The organism is Pontibacter liquoris, from assembly GCF_022758235.1.
Classification (GTDB): domain Bacteria; phylum Bacteroidota; class Bacteroidia; order Cytophagales; family Hymenobacteraceae; genus Pontibacter; species Pontibacter liquoris.
The window spans coordinates 19,699-36,381 of record NZ_JALEBG010000001.1; the positions used below are offsets into that span (position 1 = coordinate 19,699).

Consider the following 16,683-nt stretch of genomic DNA (forward strand, 5'->3'; position numbering starts at 1 on the left):
GGTGCCAAAGACCTTGCGGTGTCTGGCTATAAGCTTGGTAGCTTACCTGGCGCAAGCGTCCGCTTGTGCCTTGCTAGCGCTGGCATTCCCCTCTGAAAGCCATACCTTGCCATCCGGGCTATACTTATACTTACCTGAAAGCTATTACAGCAGCACAAGCAGACGCTTGCGCTATAGCATCTCTAGACCTCGCAGTGTCTTTCAGACTTGCGAGCGTCTGACACAACGTGGAAGCAAGAGAAAGTATAAATAGCCTACTGCTGCAGTGCAGCCGCAAAATCAGTGATAAGGCGGAAAACCTCCGGGAATTTGGTGAGCGGCAGTTGGCTGGCGTAGTCGTGCACGTTGTGGTATGCGGCCGTGCCGCCCAACGTATAAAAGAAGAACGCCGGCACCCCGGCCTCCGAAAAAGGAAAGTGGTCGGAATTGCCAGCTTTGCCCCGGGCCCTGATCTGGGGCAGATACTGGTGCCGGTCATTAATCGCCTGCAACAGGGTATACTCCGGCTCGTGTACTTTGCCGTTCACTACCATCAGGCCGTCGCTGCCGGTGCCCAGCAGATCCAGGTTAACCAGGAACCGGATGCGGGAGAGTGGAAAGAGCGGGTGCTGCACATAATAGCTCGAACCCAGCAGGCCCGCTTCCTCGGCGGCAAAAGCCATAAACACCAGGCTATACCTGGGCTGATGTGCCGGCTGGCTGTAGTAGGCGGCCAGCTCCAGCAACATGGCCGTGCCGCTGGCATTGTCGTTTGCTCCCGGAAAGTATACACCCTTGCCCTGGCCGCCCAGGTGGTCGTAATGTGCTGAGAAAACCAGAAAAGAGTCCGGGTGTATACTTCCTTTCACAAAGCCGAGCACATTCTGTGTAGGGTACGCAGGCATCAGCTCTGCCTTAACCTTATACTTTAGTTTTTTAGCATTGGCAGGCCAGCTGCTTTCGAGTACCTCCAGCACGGGCACAGGGCTTTGTTGTTGTGCTACTGTGGTCAGCAGGCTTTTTTGCAGCACCACGTGCACCCGGGCCTGCTGCAGTTGCTGCTGGTAGGCCGGCGGAAGCGTGCGCAGCTTTCGGGCATCCTGCTGGCGATATACCAGGACATACTTGCTCATGTCTTTGGCAAAGAACTGCTGCGCAGCCACCGTATCGGTAAACAGGAGGGTATCCAGCACAAGTATAGCAGCTTTGCCTTTGCCGGAAGGCGAGGCGGCATTTGCCACAAAGTCCTGGCCCGGCACCAGCTGCCGGTTATTTATTTGCAGACAAGGGGTTTGGATGATGCGGTTAACCGGAAGTGTAAACGGCTGAAAATAGCTGCTTTGGGCCGGCAGCGGTTGCAGACCTACCTGGGCAAACCGGTCCCGGATGTAGCTGGCAGCTTTGGTATCGCCGTTCAGCACGTAGCCGCGGCCGTGCATCGTTTCGGAGGTAAGGGTGTCGATGGTGCGGTGTACGCGGACCATGTCCTGGGCCTGCGCCTGCGCCTGCGCCAGGCACAACAGCAGCAGGAAAGTATAAAGGAGCTTCATAAGCTGCTGAAAAGAAGATAAGGTGTGGCAGGCAGGTATGGCAACAAAACGAAAGCCCTGGCGCCTACAACACGGAGCACCCTACCATTCATAGATCCATTTAAAGAGCACAATGCCCAGCAGGCACCCGATGGTATCGGCCAGTGCATCAATAAAGTCGCCTTGGCGGCCTGCTGCAAAATAGCTTTGCAGTAGTTCGATGGCCAGGCCAAAGAGCACGCAAACTACAAAAGACAAACGGATGGCCGTGTGCCGCAGCCGCATGTAGGTGTACTGCTTTTTAAGCCCGACGATCATCAGGAAAACAAGTACGGTAAAAAGAAAAGCGTGGGCAAAGGAATCGAAAGAGAGGAGCGACCAGAGCGACATGTTGGCCGGCATGGAAGCAGAGGGCAGCAATGTCAGCAAAAGGATCATTGCTGCCCACAGCAGAGTAAATAGGTTATAGCGTAAAATCACAACCTACTTGCTTTCTACCATTATTGTCCGGTTACCTCGCGGTAAGCAGCGGCAGATAAAAGGCCTTCTAACTCGGCAGAGTTGTCTATTGACATTTTAATGATCCAGCCATCGCCGTAAGCATCAGAATTTACCAGCTCGGGGCTGTTTTCCAGTTTCTCGTTTACTTCCAGTACGGTGCCGCTCAGAGGGCTGAAAAGGTCAGAAACCGTTTTTACGGCTTCTACTGTGCCAAACACGTCGTTCTGGCCCACTTGCTTGTCCAGCGTGTCGATATCTACATACACAATATCGCCCAGTTCGCTTTGTGCAAAATCCGTGATGCCCACATAGGCTATATCACCCTCTACACGTACCCACTCGTGGTCTTTGGTATACTTCAGGTTTTCAGGTAAGTTCATTTGTTCTGTTTTTTAAGTATTGCTGTTCAAAAATACGCCCTTTTTTGCAATGCCAAAACTTTATTGCAAACTAACTCGCAGCTGCACGCCTCCTTCGGTTACACTGTTGCGGAACGAGGTGGAGATCTTCGGATCCGATACGGTGCGCAGGACATAAAACTGCAGGTTCAGGCGCTGGCTCAGGACATAATCGATGGTCGGGCGCAGTTGCAGCTGGCGGGTACCATTGGTGATCTGGTTCTGGCTGCGCTCCACCTTCTGATCGTCGCGGGAAATAGCGCGCTGCACCGTCTGGTTGTCGCGCACCGACAGATCCAGGCGCATGGTCAGCTCGTTGTCCAGCACTTTGCGCTCGCCGCCGATCTTGAACGGAATCCGGAAGCGGGTGGTCGTATAACCAAAGCCCAGCACATAGTCCTTCACGTGCATTTCCGTTACCTGCGCGTTGGTCAGGTTCAGCGACAGGTTGCGCTCCACTTTATACTCGAGCCGGCCTGTAAGGTTAGTCTTGGTGCGGAAGTTCACCCCGATCAGCGGCGCCAGGCGTTCCGATACGGTTAGCTGGTTCACGATATAGTATGGCACGATCTGGCCGGCATTGTTGAGCTGGTTGGGGAAGCCGCCGGGCTTCTGCTCGTAGGCCAGCGAAGTAGTAAAGCTCGTGACGTTATAGGTAGCATTATAGGCATGCGTCAGGTTTACCTGGCTGAACCACTGCTGGAAGAACGGCAGCTGCGAGAGGCCATTGTAATCCACGCGCCAGTTCGGAATTGGCAGGCGCTTGAACGGGCTTTCGGCTTTGGCTTTATACCCGTTTATGTCGCGGCCCTGGTAGGCATACACAAACGCCTTCAGCAATACGTCCTGCGAGTTGAGCGTATACGCCGAATCGGAAGCCGTAGGGTTGGCACTCATCAGGCGCTCGCGCACTACATAGCGGTTCGAGATAAAGTCTTCGAACGCTGCCGAGGTGCCGTTGCTGGTCGACTCAAACAAGGTGCCCAGTGCCAGGAAGGAGGTACTGAATGCGCCGGAGTTGAACGGATTCTGGCGCTGGTCGGCATCGCTTACATGGCCAAAGTCATCATACTCCTTGCGGTAAAACACTTCCTCGATATTAGACATGTTGCGGCGCACGTCCACCTGCACGTTAAAGGTGCGGAAAGGCTCCAGGTTGGCCTGGGCCGTAAAAGTTTCGGTGCGGATGGAGCTCAACGGTGTGTTCAGGTACTGGCTGCTGTCGGTATACCAGCCGTTTCTGCTGGCGCGGTTATAGAGCTGGTCCAGGTCTTCCTGCTCACCAAGTATAAACGGCAGCCCCGGCGCGTCAAAGCCGCTGTCGAAACCAAAAAGGCTGGTCGTCGGCAGATAGCCCGGCAGCAAAGTGCCCCGGTTCTGCAGGTAGGTAAAGTTAATAGAGCGCGTCATCATCAGCACCCGCGCCAGCGATTTGGCCAGCAGCATTTCCGACTTGGGCTTGGCGGCCGTTGTGTCGCCGGGGGCTGGTGCGGCTGGCTTTCCGGTAGCAGGCGTGTTTACGTTCTTCAGGAAGCGGACCTTGTTGTAGAGCTTCACCATATCGAACTTTCCGTTCACGCTAAATTCGGTGCTGTTTTCCACGGTGTTTCCCAGCTGGAAAGTCGTGTCCTGGTTCAGAGCGGTAGAGCCGGCCGTCCAGATGTAAGTGGCAGCATAACGCGTTTCTGCGCCTACCCAGTCGGTCAGCGGGAACTTATCGAGCGGCAGTTTATAGTTCAGGGCTACTAGCTGGTTAAAGTTGGTGTTGCGGCCCCCGCGCTTCAGGTTATCCCAGATCACTTTGCTCTTATACTTCAGGGAGTCCACTTCGCTGTTGATACGCGCATCGGGCTCGTCTACTACGGCGCGGTTGGTGGCGGTATAGTCCAGCGAAAGGCTTTTGCTCAGGTCCCACTTCAGATCGTAGATGCGGTTAAAGTAAAAGTACTTCTGGAATGTAGGGTCGATGCCACGGGAGGTAATAAGGCCTGTCTCGGAGTCGCGGCGCTGCAGGAACGTTTCGTTGTAGCGGCGGTCCAGGTCGGCTCTGAAGGCAAAGCGGCTGGGCAGCGGCGTAAAGTTCAGGTCCTTGAGCAGGCGCAGGTAAGGCGAGTTCAGGGCTTTGCTTCGGGCTAGCGGCGTATAGTTCTTCGGCGTAGTGGCATAGGTATACGCCACGGCGCCCATGTAGGTCTTGGTATAATCGCGGTCGGTTTCGATGTTGGAGAACATGCGCTCGGCATAGGAATACGACAGGGAGAGGTTCTCCACATCATAGGGCTTTACCTTGGCCTCGGGGTTAGTCCGTTCCTTGTGCACATTCAGCAGGCTGATGCTCTTGCGGGTCTCGCGCGTAGTCACTTCCTGTTTATAAGCGGCCCGGGCTTCGTTGTCGTCCCCAAACCGCGTCAGCGACTGCGCCAGCGGCACATCTTGGTCTAGCGGGTCGTATTGCGGCTCGCTGTTCAGGGTGCCATACTGCACCGATACCGGTATCTTTATACCTGATTTCTCGGGCAGGAATTTTTCGGCGGCAATGTTGGCATTGACATCCAGCAGGGCAGTGTTCTCGCGCGAGCGCTGCGCTATTTTCTGCTGCAGCCCGCCAAAACCTACGGTAGTATAAGAGCCTGTCGCCGTAACGTTGGCAAAGTCGGCCAGCTTGGTATTCAGCCGGGCATTGGCGGCCCAACCCGACTGGTTTTTGAAGTCGGTTACGCGCAGCTCGTCCACCCACAGGCATACGGAGTGGGCACGGCCGCTGTCGTTTGGCCTGCGCGGGTTGCGGATACCGATCATTACGCTCTGCACCTCGCTGAAATCCGGGTTACCCAGCACGCGGATGGTCTTGTCGCCGATCGTTACAATGTAAGGGCGGTTGCGGTCGTAGCCGCCGGGTTCGCTATTACGTCTAACTTTGGCGTTCACAAACTCATCCAACGAAATATCCACTTCATTTTCCAGCGGCCATATCTCACGCTGGCCGGTGCTGTTGCGTGGCGTCATCTTCAGCGGCACCACATACTCGTAATAGTTCTGGGTATAGTCGGTACCGATGCGGATAAAGGCTTCCACATCGCCATCAAGCGTGTTCGGGTCCTGGGTTTCGGCGTGCAGGAACATCTTCAGGCGCTTGTAGGTAAGCATATCCAGCGAGATGTTCTTATACACGGCTTTAGAGAACGAGTCTTTCAGGTCTTCCACACACAGCTGCAGCGACTGCTCGTTCTGGCGGCGGTTGGTGGTCGAGGCATAATCGCGAAGGCGGTCGATGCCAGGTGGCAGCACATACGGGGTAGCGCCTTCGGTGGCCTGGCCGTTTTCCTCTATGTTCACCGTGGAGATGGTAAAGGTTTTGGCATCATCGGTACAGGTCAGGCACGGGTTTCCGTCGTTAATCGGCTGCTGGTACTGGCGCCACTGGTTGGCCACAAACTGAAACTGCACAAAGCGCAGCACCACCGGGTCGGCAAACTGCGTCATGTACATACGCATGAACCGGATAGACTTAAAGCCGCTGATGTTGCCTACGCTGCCTGTTGGCTGGCGCACTGGCACCCGGAACTGGTACCAGGTCACGCTGTCGCCGTTGATCTTCTGGCCCACGGCATCCACAATAAAGTTCTGGCCCACGTTCAGCTGGCCCGGCTTCAGGTTGATCTTATACTCGTAATACTGCTCCAGGTCGCTGATAACATTGTCCTTGTTGAGGTCTTCTTTATCAGGGAAGGCGTAGTTGGCAAAGCGACTGTTTTCCGGGGAGTTGTTTTCCATGCCGTTATACATCTTGTAACGGGCCAGGATGCCGGCGTTCTGCTGGTCATATAACGGGTCGAGCTGGTGGCGGAAATCATCTGCTGAAGGGTCGTCGAGCACCGCTTTGGGCGCTGACCCCGGGATCTGGTTCAAAAAGCTGTTCTGGAAGTAGCTGCGCTCAGAAGCATCGTTCAACCCGTCCAGTCCGATATCCTGTGATTGCCGCGCGCCCGGTACGCCGGTAAACGCATCGGTCAGGAACTGCTCAGTTGTTACGCGGCCCCAGATCGTCTCATCCACATTCTGCAGATTGGCTGCATCGGTTGGTAAGCCGTTTTCAAAAGAATACTGGTTGTCCTGCAGAATATCTTCCGATACGCTTCCCAGGTTCAGCACCAGTTCGCCTCCTTCCTTGTTCTGTACCGGATTTCCCTGGGCATCTTTCCTCCCGTTCGGGCCGGAAATAAAAGGGTCCATCATCCAGAACTCGATGTACTCGATGTTGGCATTGTCGAAGTCGGTATCAAAGCCGATCTCGCGGCTGATACCGCCATAGTTGTTGCGCGGGTCGCCGGCCAGCAGGCCCTGTGGCGTGAGGTTCGGGTTATAGTTGTACTGGCCCCGTTCCCTGGGGTAATACGCCAGGTCAAAGGTATACTCAAAGGTATTGGCTACCTCGGGGTCACGGCCGGGGAACACTTCGTTGCGACGCACGCCGCGCACGTAATGGTTTTGCAGTTCCTCTTTGGTGATGTTGGAAGGCTTCAGCCCGTCGGCATCGCGGTAAAAGATCTGGTCGATCGTATACCAGGCCAGTTTCGCCCGGTTATAGGAGTACGCCAGTCCTGCACCCGGAATGAGCGGCTCAGGCGTGGAAGCCAGGCGCCAGCTGGAGTTGTTGTAGCTACCCAGGTTATAGGGTGTTTCCGCCCCTTCAAAATCATCGATGTATGAGGTGCCGTCTTCGTTTACCGCCGATTTGGTTTTGGCAGGCACCAGTTGAGCAAACTCGCCGCTAAAGGTAATGGAAGAAGGTGCTTTGGTCTGAATCAGCGGGATGGCATCGGTTAGTTTTGTCAGCAAACGCGAATTCTTCTGCAGGTTCACATCAAACCCATAGATGGTGTTGTTCGTCGGCTCGTCGCCAATGCTCACGCGGTTAATGTAAGGCTGCTCGCTCATGTGCAGCACCGTGGCACCCAGGTTTACGTCATTACTCAGGTGATAATCGAAGCGGGCGCCCAGCATACTGCGCGGCTGGATGTTGAGCAGCTCGGCTTTCTCGTAGGTTACCCGCAGGTCGCTGGCAGAGCTGATGTAGCTTGGGTTAAGTATCTTGATGCGGCCCAGGTCATAGAACACCTGGTAATCGGTGCCTTCTACCAGGCGGGTGCCGCCGGAGTATACGGCCACGGAACCTTCGGCTACCCGGAAGCCCGGCAGCGCGATCTCATCGGTAGAGGACGCCTGGTAGCGGCCCTGCAGGAAAAATTTGGCTTTGGCACTGTTCTGCTGAGCATCCGTCTGGGTCTGGTCATACAACTCCTGGAACACATAGCGGTCGATGAGCTCGGGGCGACCTTCCAGTTTGCTGGCCAGGTAACTGCCGAAAGGCTCTACCTCCGGGAAGAAAATGCGGCCTGTTTCAGGGTCGATCGTGATACCCGGTAAAAAGTCGAAGTTGCCGTCGCTTGGTTTGTCGTTGTTGGTGTTTATGTTATCCAGGTTCATCACCTCTACCAAGGGTACGTTCTGGATCGGGCTGGGCTCTTTTAAGCTGGTGATGTCAACGCCTGTTTCGTCGTCCTTGTAAATAAGCTTGAGCTGGAAATCTTCGCGGTTTACCTGTGTAGCGTCCAGGCTATACACGTTTTTCATCATCAGGTCCCAGGTCGGGTAATCCAGCGACGGGTTGGTAGCCTTGAGCAACTTCATCTGGATCACCTGCTCGTCCTGCAGGTTCTGATAGTCTTCCATCATTTCGCCCACCTGGTAGGTTTTACCATTGTAGGTATACTCAAACGCCACACCCAGCACCTGCTCGGGCAACAGCGCGGTGTTAAGCGAGATGTAGCCCAGCTGCGCATTGAACTTATACTCGCGCGGGTCCAGCCTGCGTGCCCGCACGTGTTCAAAGTCGATGCCTTTCTGCAGGCCCTGGCTGCGCAGGTACTGGTCTACGTTGGCATTGTTGCGGGCAGTAGGGTTGGTGAGTAAATTGTACAGGCTATTGGCATCGTTGCTGGCAGGAGCGGTAGGCGGCTTGCTCTGGAACTGCTGCCGGAAAGGAGCTGCCTCGCCCAGGTCCATGTAGGCCACCATGTTGCGCAGGTTCTCGGTTGCCCGGTTGCTGTTGGTCACATACAGTTCGATACGGCGGATCACGATGCCCGAATTTACCAGCGGCAGGTTTTTGAGGGCATTGTTGTAGCGGTCGCGGAAGAACTGCGACAGGTAAAAGTGGCGGTCTTTATCGTAATTGTCTATTCTGATCTCGAAGGGTTTGTTCTGTGCGCCGTTCTGCACCACCACTTCGTCGTTGCGGCCGCGTACGCTGGAAGCAATGGTGGTTACGCCCAGGCGCCCGAACTGCAGCTGTGCTTTTACGCCAAACAGGTTCTGCGCGCCCGTGATGAGGGAGTTGTTGAGGGGCAGGCTCACGTTACCGGCTTCTACCTTACGAATGATCTCTTCTTCGTAACCGGTATAATCCAGTTTCATGTTGTTCTCGAAATCGAAGTTGGCGTTGTTGTCCCAGTTAAAGTTGAGGCGCATTTTTTCGCCGATCTTGCCCACCAGGTTCAACGAGATGTTCTGATCGAACTCAAAATCGCCGGTGCGCTGCTGGCGCAGCGGAATAGTCGGGTTCTCGTTGCGGTTAAAACGGGCACCAAACTTAAGCGAGACGTTGCCATTGGGCTGGATATCAACAAAATTGCCGCCAAAGATGCGGTCGAACACCGGGCTGATGTAAATCTTGGGCACCAGGCGGTTGCTGCTCACCACGCTTTCGCCATCCAGGCCGGCAGACTTTTCGCGCCAGTAATTGCGGATCGCCTCCCGCTGCTGCCACTCCGAGTACTCCTGCATCGTCATCGACGAAGGCGTGCGGTAATTCACATCGCCCAGCGTTTCGGTAATATTATACTGCTTCAGGCTATCATCCAGCTCCACGTTGAGCTTCAGGTTTGTCGGCTGGCCCAACAGCAGGGGAGACGGACTGGTACGGGTACTGAACGGACTGCCGCGCCGGTCGGAAGGCACAAACGTAGGCCGGCGGCTTGGGATATACTGCTGTAGCTTGGTAGAGTCTGCTTTTGCGGTATCCTGGCGGGCGGTATCCTGTAGTAGAAGATTATCTAAAATAGTTGAATTGAACCGGCTACGCGAATGCAGTTCCTCTGCCTGCGACATCCACGCCAGCAAAGAGATAGCTGCAACCATAGCGAGAAGCAGGCTGTTTTTTTTACTTTTCCGGATCAAATGGGTATATTCTGTTAAGAAGATTTCAACGCAAACTTTATCAGTTCCTCTACGCTCAAATTACTGCCTTCGCGTTTGATAATACTGTCCAGCGTTTTTTCAGCTACAGTCTTGGCAAAACCCAAAGTAACTAAAGCAGATAACGCTTCGGCACGGACCATATTGTGTACCGTTGCCGGTGCCGAAGTAGCATCTGAGAGGAGCACTTCTTTCTTCAACTTGTCCTTCAGCTCCAGTATTATGCGCTGCGCCGTTTTGGCTCCAATTCCTTTCACATGCTGAATGGTGCGCACGTCCTCCCGCACAATAGCCTGCTGTATTTCCTCTACCGAAAGCGACGACAGGATCATCAGCCCCGTATTAGGGCCAACGCCGGAGATCGAGATCAGGTGCAGAAAAGCATCCTTTTCGGCTGTGGTGGTAAAGCCATACAAAGTATGGGCATCTTCCTTGATGTGCAGGTAGGTATGCAGCTTGCAGCGCTCCCCGGTCGGCAACGAAGAATACGTACTCAGCGAGATCTTGATCTGGTACCCGATGCCGTTCACATCAATGATGACGTAGGTCGGGTCCTTATACGTTAATTTGCCGTCGATGTAGGCTATCATGTATATATTTATATATTCTGATTAGTATGATTCTGTGCATCTACGACAGCAATGGTCACCATGTTCACAATATCTCTGATCGAGCTGCCCAGCTGCAGAATATGCACCGGCTTGCGCATGCCCATCAGCACCGGCCCAATGGTCTCGGCTCCACCCATTTCCTGCAAAATCTTGTAGGCAATGTTGCCTGCCGTCAGCGTCGGGAAAATGAGGGTGTTGGCCCCTTTTTCTGCCAGCTCGCTAAACGGGTAATTCTCCCGCAGCAGGTCGCGGTTCAGAGCCGTATTGGCCTGCATCTCACCATCCAGCAGCAAGTTAGGGTAGCGCTGTTTTGCTTTTCGCACGGCCTCTGCGCCTTTGTCCGGAATTTCGCCCCGCACTGATCCGAAGTTAGAGAACGAGAGCATGGCTACCCGCGGCTCGGTGTCAAAGAAACGAACCGTACGGGCCGTCAGGCCAATGATGTCAACTAATTCGTCTGCCGTTGGGTTCACATTTACGGTGGTGTCGGCAAAAAAGTAAGGCTCTTTTTTATTCAGGATGATATACATGCCCGCTACTTTGTTTACGCCTTCTTCCACGCCAATTACCTGCAGGGCCGGAAGGATGGTTTTGGAATAGTCGCGGGTTAAGCCCGAAATCAGGGCATCGGCCTCTCCGGTCTCCACCATCATACTTCCAAAGTAGTTGCGGTCACGCATCAGGCGGCGCGAGTCAAAGAGGGTTAGTCCTTTGCGCTGGCGCTTGTTGAAAAGCATTTGTGCATACTCCTCCCGTCTGGTGTCCTCCTCAAACGTGTCGATGATGGTTACGCCTTCCAGGTCCAGGTGGTTTTCCCGGATAATGGTTTCGATCCTGCTGCGGTTGCCCAGCAGAATCGGGTTGGCAATGCGCTGCTCGCGCACCATCTGCGCTGCTTTCAGAATTTTAAAGTGATCGGCTTCCGCAAAGACCACGGTTTTAGGCGCTTTTTTAGCCTGGTTCGTGATGCGCGTCATCAGCTTCTGGTCGATGCCGATGCGTTCCTGCAGTTCCAGTTCGTACGCTTCCCAGTTAGTGATAGGCCGGCGTGCTACGCCGCTCTCCATGGCTGCCCGGGCCACAGCCGGCGAAACGGTAGTGATCAGGCGCGGGTCCAGCGGTTTGGGGATGAGGTAAAAGCGACCGAAGTTGATGGAATTATCGCCATACGCTTTGAGCACCAGGTCGGGCACGGGCTCTTTGGCCAGGGTAGCCAGCGCATGGACGGCAGCCAGCTTCATGGCTTCGTTTATTTCGGTGGCCCGCACGTCCAGGGCACCCCGGAAAATGTAAGGGAAACCCAGCACGTTGTTTACCTGGTTCGGATGGTCGGAACGGCCGGTAGCCATGATCAGGTCCTCGCGGGTGGCCATGGCCACATCGTAATCAATTTCAGGATCCGGGTTGGCAAGGGCAAAGATGATCGGGTCCGGGGCCATGCGGTTTACCAGCTCGGGCGGCAGCACGTTTGCGGCCGATAAGCCGATAAACACATCGGCGCCTTCCATAGCTTCTGCCAGCGTGTTGATCTTGCGGGTGGTCACAAACTGCGCCCGGTAAATGTCCAGGTCGTTGCGCTCGGGACGGATGATGCCGTCTTTATCAAACATGACAATGTTGTCGAGCTTTGCCCCCAGGGCTACGTAGAGTTTGGTGCAGGCAATTGCCGCAGCGCCGGCGCCGTTGATCACCATTTTGATCTTACCGATCTTTTTACCCGTCAGCTCGAGGGCATTGAGGAGTGCGGCCGAGGATATGATCGCCGTTCCGTGCTGGTCGTCGTGCATGAGCGGAATATTCATCTGCTCTTTCAGGGCATTCTCGATCTTAAAGCTTTCCGGTGCTTTGATATCTTCGAGGTTGATGCCGCCAAAGGTAGGCTCCAGTGATTTCACGATCCGAATAAACTCCTCGGGATCGGTGCAATCGATCTCGATATCGAACACATCGATACCGGCAAACTTCTTGAACAAAACGCCTTTGCCTTCCATCACCGGCTTGGAAGCATCCGGACCAATGTTGCCCAGCCCCAGCACGGCTGTGCCGTTTGAAATAACGCCCACCAGGTTACCCTTAGCGGTATACTTATATACATTATCTTTATCAGCGGCAATCTCTTTGCAGGGTTCGGCTACACCCGGTGAATAGGCAAGGGCCAGGTCGAGCTGTGTGCTCAGCATTTTTGTCGGTACTACCTCTATCTTTCCCGGTTTGCCTTCCATGTGGTAGTTCAGGGCATCCTGTTTGTTCACTTTGATCATGATATGCAGTATTGTTTGTATTATTATGTTGGGCCCAAAGGGCAACGCGCCTTCGTCTTTCGCTGGAAACGATGCAGGTTAAAGACCAATTTCCTAAGAAAGTATGGCTATTCAAAACGCAGCCGCAAAGATACGGCCTATACAAGGTAATTGAAGCAGAAAATGCACTTTTTTACCACCTGCCCTCTTGCTGGGCTTGGCTGAGAATAAAAAAGCACCTCCGATAGAAGGTGCTTTTTTATACCTGGGGCGTAGGCGATTAGCTGATAATGAGCTTTTGCCCGGGCTTGATGGCGTTCGTTTTTAACTTATTGAGTTTCTTGATCTGCTCTACCGAAATACCATTGTACCGTTTAGAAATGGTCCAGAGCGTGTCGCCGGGCTGCACGTGGTAGATCTGCTCCTGGTCGGGTTTCTCCACCGTGATCTTCTGGCTCATAGCCGCCTTGGCAGCTTTTGCCGGCGCCTGTTCCGGTGCCGGCGGGGTGTTTGCCGCAAGCAGGGCAGGGGTGGCTTCCTCCTCCGGGGCATATACCACCAGTTTCTGATGCGGCCTGATCTGGTTACCGGATAGTTTGTTCCACTCGCGCAGCTGGCTTACGGTTACGTTATACTTGTCGGCGATCAGCGTCAGGTTATCGCCACGCTGGATAACGTATGTTTTTGTTTCGGTAGCAGGAGCAGCCTTTGCGGTAGCGCGGGCAGGAGCAGCAGCCGGTTGTTTCTTTGGTTCGGCGGAGGCAAGCAGCACAGGCGCCTGTTCAGGTATGTCGGTTGGAGCGGGCGCGGTTATAGGGGCCGCTGCCAGCAGAATGCAGCTTCTGTCGTCGGCACTGGCCAGCAAAGCCGTGCGTTGTGCCGGAATCCGAAGCGGGTAGTTGCGGACGTGCTCGGGCAGCACGGTCTTTTTGATCTCCGGGTTCAGTGCCTTCAGCGTACCGGGTGCCAGGTGCAGTTCCAGGGCTAGCTTCTCGAGGTCTACCGACCGGCTCACCCGCATCGTGTCCACATCCATCGCATACAGGATAGAGTCGGAGAAGATATTATGATCCGGCGCATACTTCATGGCGTAGATCACGGCCGTCATGGAAGGGATGTAGCCGCGGGTCTCTTTGGGCAGGTAGGGGAAGATCTCCCAGAATGTTTTTTTACCGCCACCGGCTTTGCGGATCGCTTTGTTCACATTGCCGGGGCCGCAGTTGTAGGCAGCCATAGCCAGTTCCCAGTCGTCGTACATGTTGTAGAGGCGGCGCAGAAATTTCATGGCTGCTTCAGTGGATTTCTCCGGGTCCATGCGCTCGTCGATGTATTGGTTCTGCTTCAGGCCAAAGTCTTTGCCGGTGCCGCCCATAAACTGCCACAACCCTACGGCGCCGGCATGCGAGGCAGCGTGCGGGTTCAGGCCCGACTCCACAATAGCGAGGTACTTGAGGTCCTGGGGCATGTTATGTTTCTTCAGATACTTCTCAAACAACGGAAAGTATACGTTTTCGCGCGTGATCATCATGCGCGTATACTTGCGGTTGCGGATAGTGAAGTAATCAATAAAGCTCCTTACATAGTTGTTGAAAGCCAGTGGAATATCAGCCTCGATGCAGCTCAGGCGGTCGGCAATCACCTCGTTAGGCTCGTTGGGGATATACTCCACCAGCAGCGCCAGTTCCTCCGGGGTAAGCAGCACGGTATCGATCCGGGGCCGGAGAGAATCTTCTGAGACAGCTTTTTCAAGCAAACGGCTATAGTTTGTAGCCTGGGCAGCGTGCGCCCAGATGCTGCCAACTATAGCCGCAACTATGGTAAAGAGTTTCGAATGGGTCATAGAGTGAAGTTATGCTTCAACGGTTATCTTATCCAAAATGTAATTTGAGAAAGCCAGCAAAGCTGTTTCCTCAAATGAGCGGGTCATGAGCTGCAACCCGATGGAAAGGCCGTTGGCATCGCGGCCAACCGGAATAGAGATGGCCGGAATACCTGCCAAGGAAGCCTGAACCGTAAAGATATCGGCCAGATACATGGCCAACGGATTGGCTGTATTTTCCCCTATCTTAAAGGCAGTAGTAGGAGCCGTAGGCAATATAAGAAAATCATATTGCTGAAGCAACTCGTCTGTTTTTTCCTTTATCAGGCGGCGTACTTTCTGGGCTTTGGTATAATAGGCGTCGTAATAATCGGCACTTAGCACAAAGGTGCCCAGCATGATACGGCGCTGCACCTCGGGGCCGAAGCCTTCGGCACGGGTCTTTTTGTATAAGGAGGTCAGGTCGGTGACATTGGGAGAACGGTAGCCATACTTCACCCCGTCGTAGCGGCCCAGGTTGGAGCTGGCTTCGGCCGTGGTCAGAATGTAGTAGGTCGGCACCATAAAGTCCAGGTATGGGAAATCAACTGCCTCTACTGTGTGGCCGGCCTCGCGCAGCATGTCTTGCACGCCCAGAATGCTTTCTTTTATTTCGGCATCCAGGCCTTCGCTCTCAAAGCAATCGCGGATGTAGCCGATCTTATACTTCTTATCGGCGGCCAGCAGCTGGCTGTAGGCGGGTACTTCGCGCTGGCTCACGGTGCTGTCGTAGGCATCCGGACCTGCCATCACCTCCAGCAGGAGCGCTGCGTCTTCCACGTTTTTGGAAATAATGCCGATCTGGTCAAAAGAAGAGGCGTAGGCCATCAGGCCATAGCGCGAAATGCGGGAATACGTAGGCTTCAGACCTACCACGCCGCAGAAAGAAGCCGGCTGGCGTACCGAACCACCGGTATCGGAACCGATAGAGGCCAGGCACAGATCGGCCTGCACGGCCACGGCAGAGCCGCCCGAAGATCCTCCGGGCACGCGGCTGTGGTCGTCTGCATTTAACACAGGGCCAAACGAGGAGTTCTCGTTGGAGGCGCCCATGGCAAATTCATCGCAGTTCTGGCGGCCAATAATAATGGCATCCTCGGCCAGCAGGCGTTGCACAGCCGTAGCAGTATATAGCGATTTAAAGCCGTTCAGAATCTGGCTGGATGCCTGCAGGCTGTGCCCCTGGTAAGCCAACACGTCTTTTATGCCGATAATCATACCGGCCAGTTTGCCGGCCGTACCATTGGCCAGTTTCTGGTCTACGGCATCGGCACGGGTCAGAGCTTCGTCGTTAAAGGTTTCCAGAAAAGCATTTAGTGCCGCCTTTTCTGAAATATTCTGCAGATAGTGCTCTACCAGCTGCCGGCACGTAACCTGGCCATTCGCTATGTCCGTGCGGATGGCACGTAGGGAGTGATAGTTTTTCAATCTTTTTTCGGCTTGTCGTCGTCCTTCACAGAACGCTCTAATTCGTGCTTGATTTCGTTGGTGGCGTCTTTAAATTCACGGATACCTCTGCCCAGCGAGCGGGCAATACCCGGAATGCGGTCAGCGCCGAACAGGAGCAGGAAAGCCATGAAAATGACCATCATTTCTCCTCCTCCCAGATCCCCCAGAAAAAGGAAAACAGTACCTAACAACATATGGAATGATGTTTAAATATACTTACTTCACGTTGTTCTTTACGTGGTCTTCTTTAGCAGCAGATTCAAATTCGTTTTTAACGTCTTTTGTGGCGTCTTTGAATTCCCGGATGCCTCTACCCATCCCTTTAGCCAGTTCTGGGATACGCTTGGCGCCAAAAAGTAGCAGAATAACCAAAAGGATAAGCATTACTTCCGTGCCACCCAAGCCTCCAATAAATGCGAAAATGTTGGTGATACCCATATTTTAATGTTTAGAGTGTTGATACAAAATTAGGAGTATATTTTAAATTAACCCATAACACAACAGATTAGTTTACCTCATAACCATGTTGTGCAAATACTTACGGGGCGCCAGCATAAACGGATTGGGATGTTCCCCAAGTATGGCGTCGGCAAGCTACCGGCAATAAGAGGATCCTTTTTTGCATCTTGAATTTTCCCGGAAGCAGTGAATTTTTTCCCAAATCTGGATGTTTTGAAAGCAGGTATAACAATATAGAAGCTGATTATAAACGTGTTATACTTGTAGCCGTTTTTGGCCCGGATATTGTTCGCTATAGTATAGCAGCAGGCTTTAAATGAAAATGAAATACGTTCCTATATAAGTATAGAGGGATATTTAAATATAATTTTCATTTTAGCAACAAATATTCAAAAAAAACAG

General features: G+C 53.7%; 10 protein-coding genes. All 10 read right to left on the reverse strand.

From position 1 onward, the window contains the following. Nucleotides 1-254: 254 nt before the first annotated feature. The 10 genes from LWL52_RS00080 to LWL52_RS00125 all read right to left on the reverse strand — a co-directional run bounded on the left by LWL52_RS00080 (nt 255) and on the right by LWL52_RS00125 (nt 16,260). Nucleotides 255-1,529, reverse strand: coding sequence for a M28 family peptidase (locus LWL52_RS00080; RefSeq protein ID WP_242916086.1), 1,275 nt, complete (start codon nt 1,527-1,529; stop codon nt 255-257). 81 nt (nt 1,530-1,610) lie between these two features. Next, nucleotides 1,611-1,946 carry a VanZ family protein gene (locus tag LWL52_RS00085; RefSeq protein WP_242916087.1) on the reverse strand — a complete coding sequence of 112 codons (336 nt, stop codon included), beginning with the start codon at nt 1,944-1,946 and terminating at the stop codon, nt 1,611-1,613. A 62-nt stretch (nt 1,947-2,008) separates the two neighbouring features. After that, nucleotides 2,009-2,389, reverse strand: a complete 381-nt coding sequence (gcvH, locus tag LWL52_RS00090; RefSeq protein WP_242916088.1) for a glycine cleavage system protein GcvH — start codon at nt 2,387-2,389, stop codon at nt 2,009-2,011. A 60-nt stretch (nt 2,390-2,449) separates the two neighbouring features. Next, nucleotides 2,450-9,607: a T9SS outer membrane translocon Sov/SprA gene (gene sov, locus LWL52_RS00095; protein WP_242916089.1), complete on the reverse strand. Its 7,158-nt coding sequence runs from the start codon at nt 9,605-9,607 to the stop codon at nt 2,450-2,452. Between the two features lie 53 nt (nt 9,608-9,660). Continuing rightward, nucleotides 9,661-10,254: a Holliday junction branch migration protein RuvA gene (gene ruvA, locus LWL52_RS00100; protein WP_242916090.1), complete on the reverse strand. Its 594-nt coding sequence runs from the start codon at nt 10,252-10,254 to the stop codon at nt 9,661-9,663. Nucleotides 10,255-10,262: 8 nt separating this feature from the next. Then, nucleotides 10,263-12,536, reverse strand: a complete 2,274-nt coding sequence (locus tag LWL52_RS00105) for an NADP-dependent malic enzyme (protein ID WP_242916091.1) — start codon at nt 12,534-12,536, stop codon at nt 10,263-10,265. Nucleotides 12,537-12,795: 259 nt separating this feature from the next. Then, nucleotides 12,796-14,355 (reverse strand): lytic transglycosylase domain-containing protein, encoded by a 1,560-nt coding sequence (locus LWL52_RS00110; RefSeq protein WP_242916092.1) that lies wholly within the window; start codon nt 14,353-14,355, stop codon nt 12,796-12,798. 9 nt (nt 14,356-14,364) lie between these two features. After that, nucleotides 14,365-15,801, reverse strand: a complete 1,437-nt coding sequence (gatA, locus tag LWL52_RS00115; RefSeq protein WP_242916093.1) for an Asp-tRNA(Asn)/Glu-tRNA(Gln) amidotransferase subunit GatA — start codon at nt 15,799-15,801, stop codon at nt 14,365-14,367. Beyond that, nucleotides 15,798-16,016: a Sec-independent protein translocase subunit TatA/TatB gene (locus tag LWL52_RS00120; RefSeq protein WP_242916094.1), complete on the reverse strand. Its 219-nt coding sequence runs from the start codon at nt 16,014-16,016 to the stop codon at nt 15,798-15,800. Before LWL52_RS00120 ends, gatA begins: the two co-directional genes overlap by 4 nt. 22 nt (nt 16,017-16,038) lie before the next feature. Then, on the reverse strand, nt 16,039-16,260 hold the full coding sequence (locus LWL52_RS00125; RefSeq protein WP_242916095.1) for a Sec-independent protein translocase subunit TatA/TatB: 222 nt from the start codon (nt 16,258-16,260) through the stop codon (nt 16,039-16,041). Nucleotides 16,261-16,683: the final 423 nt, after the last annotated feature.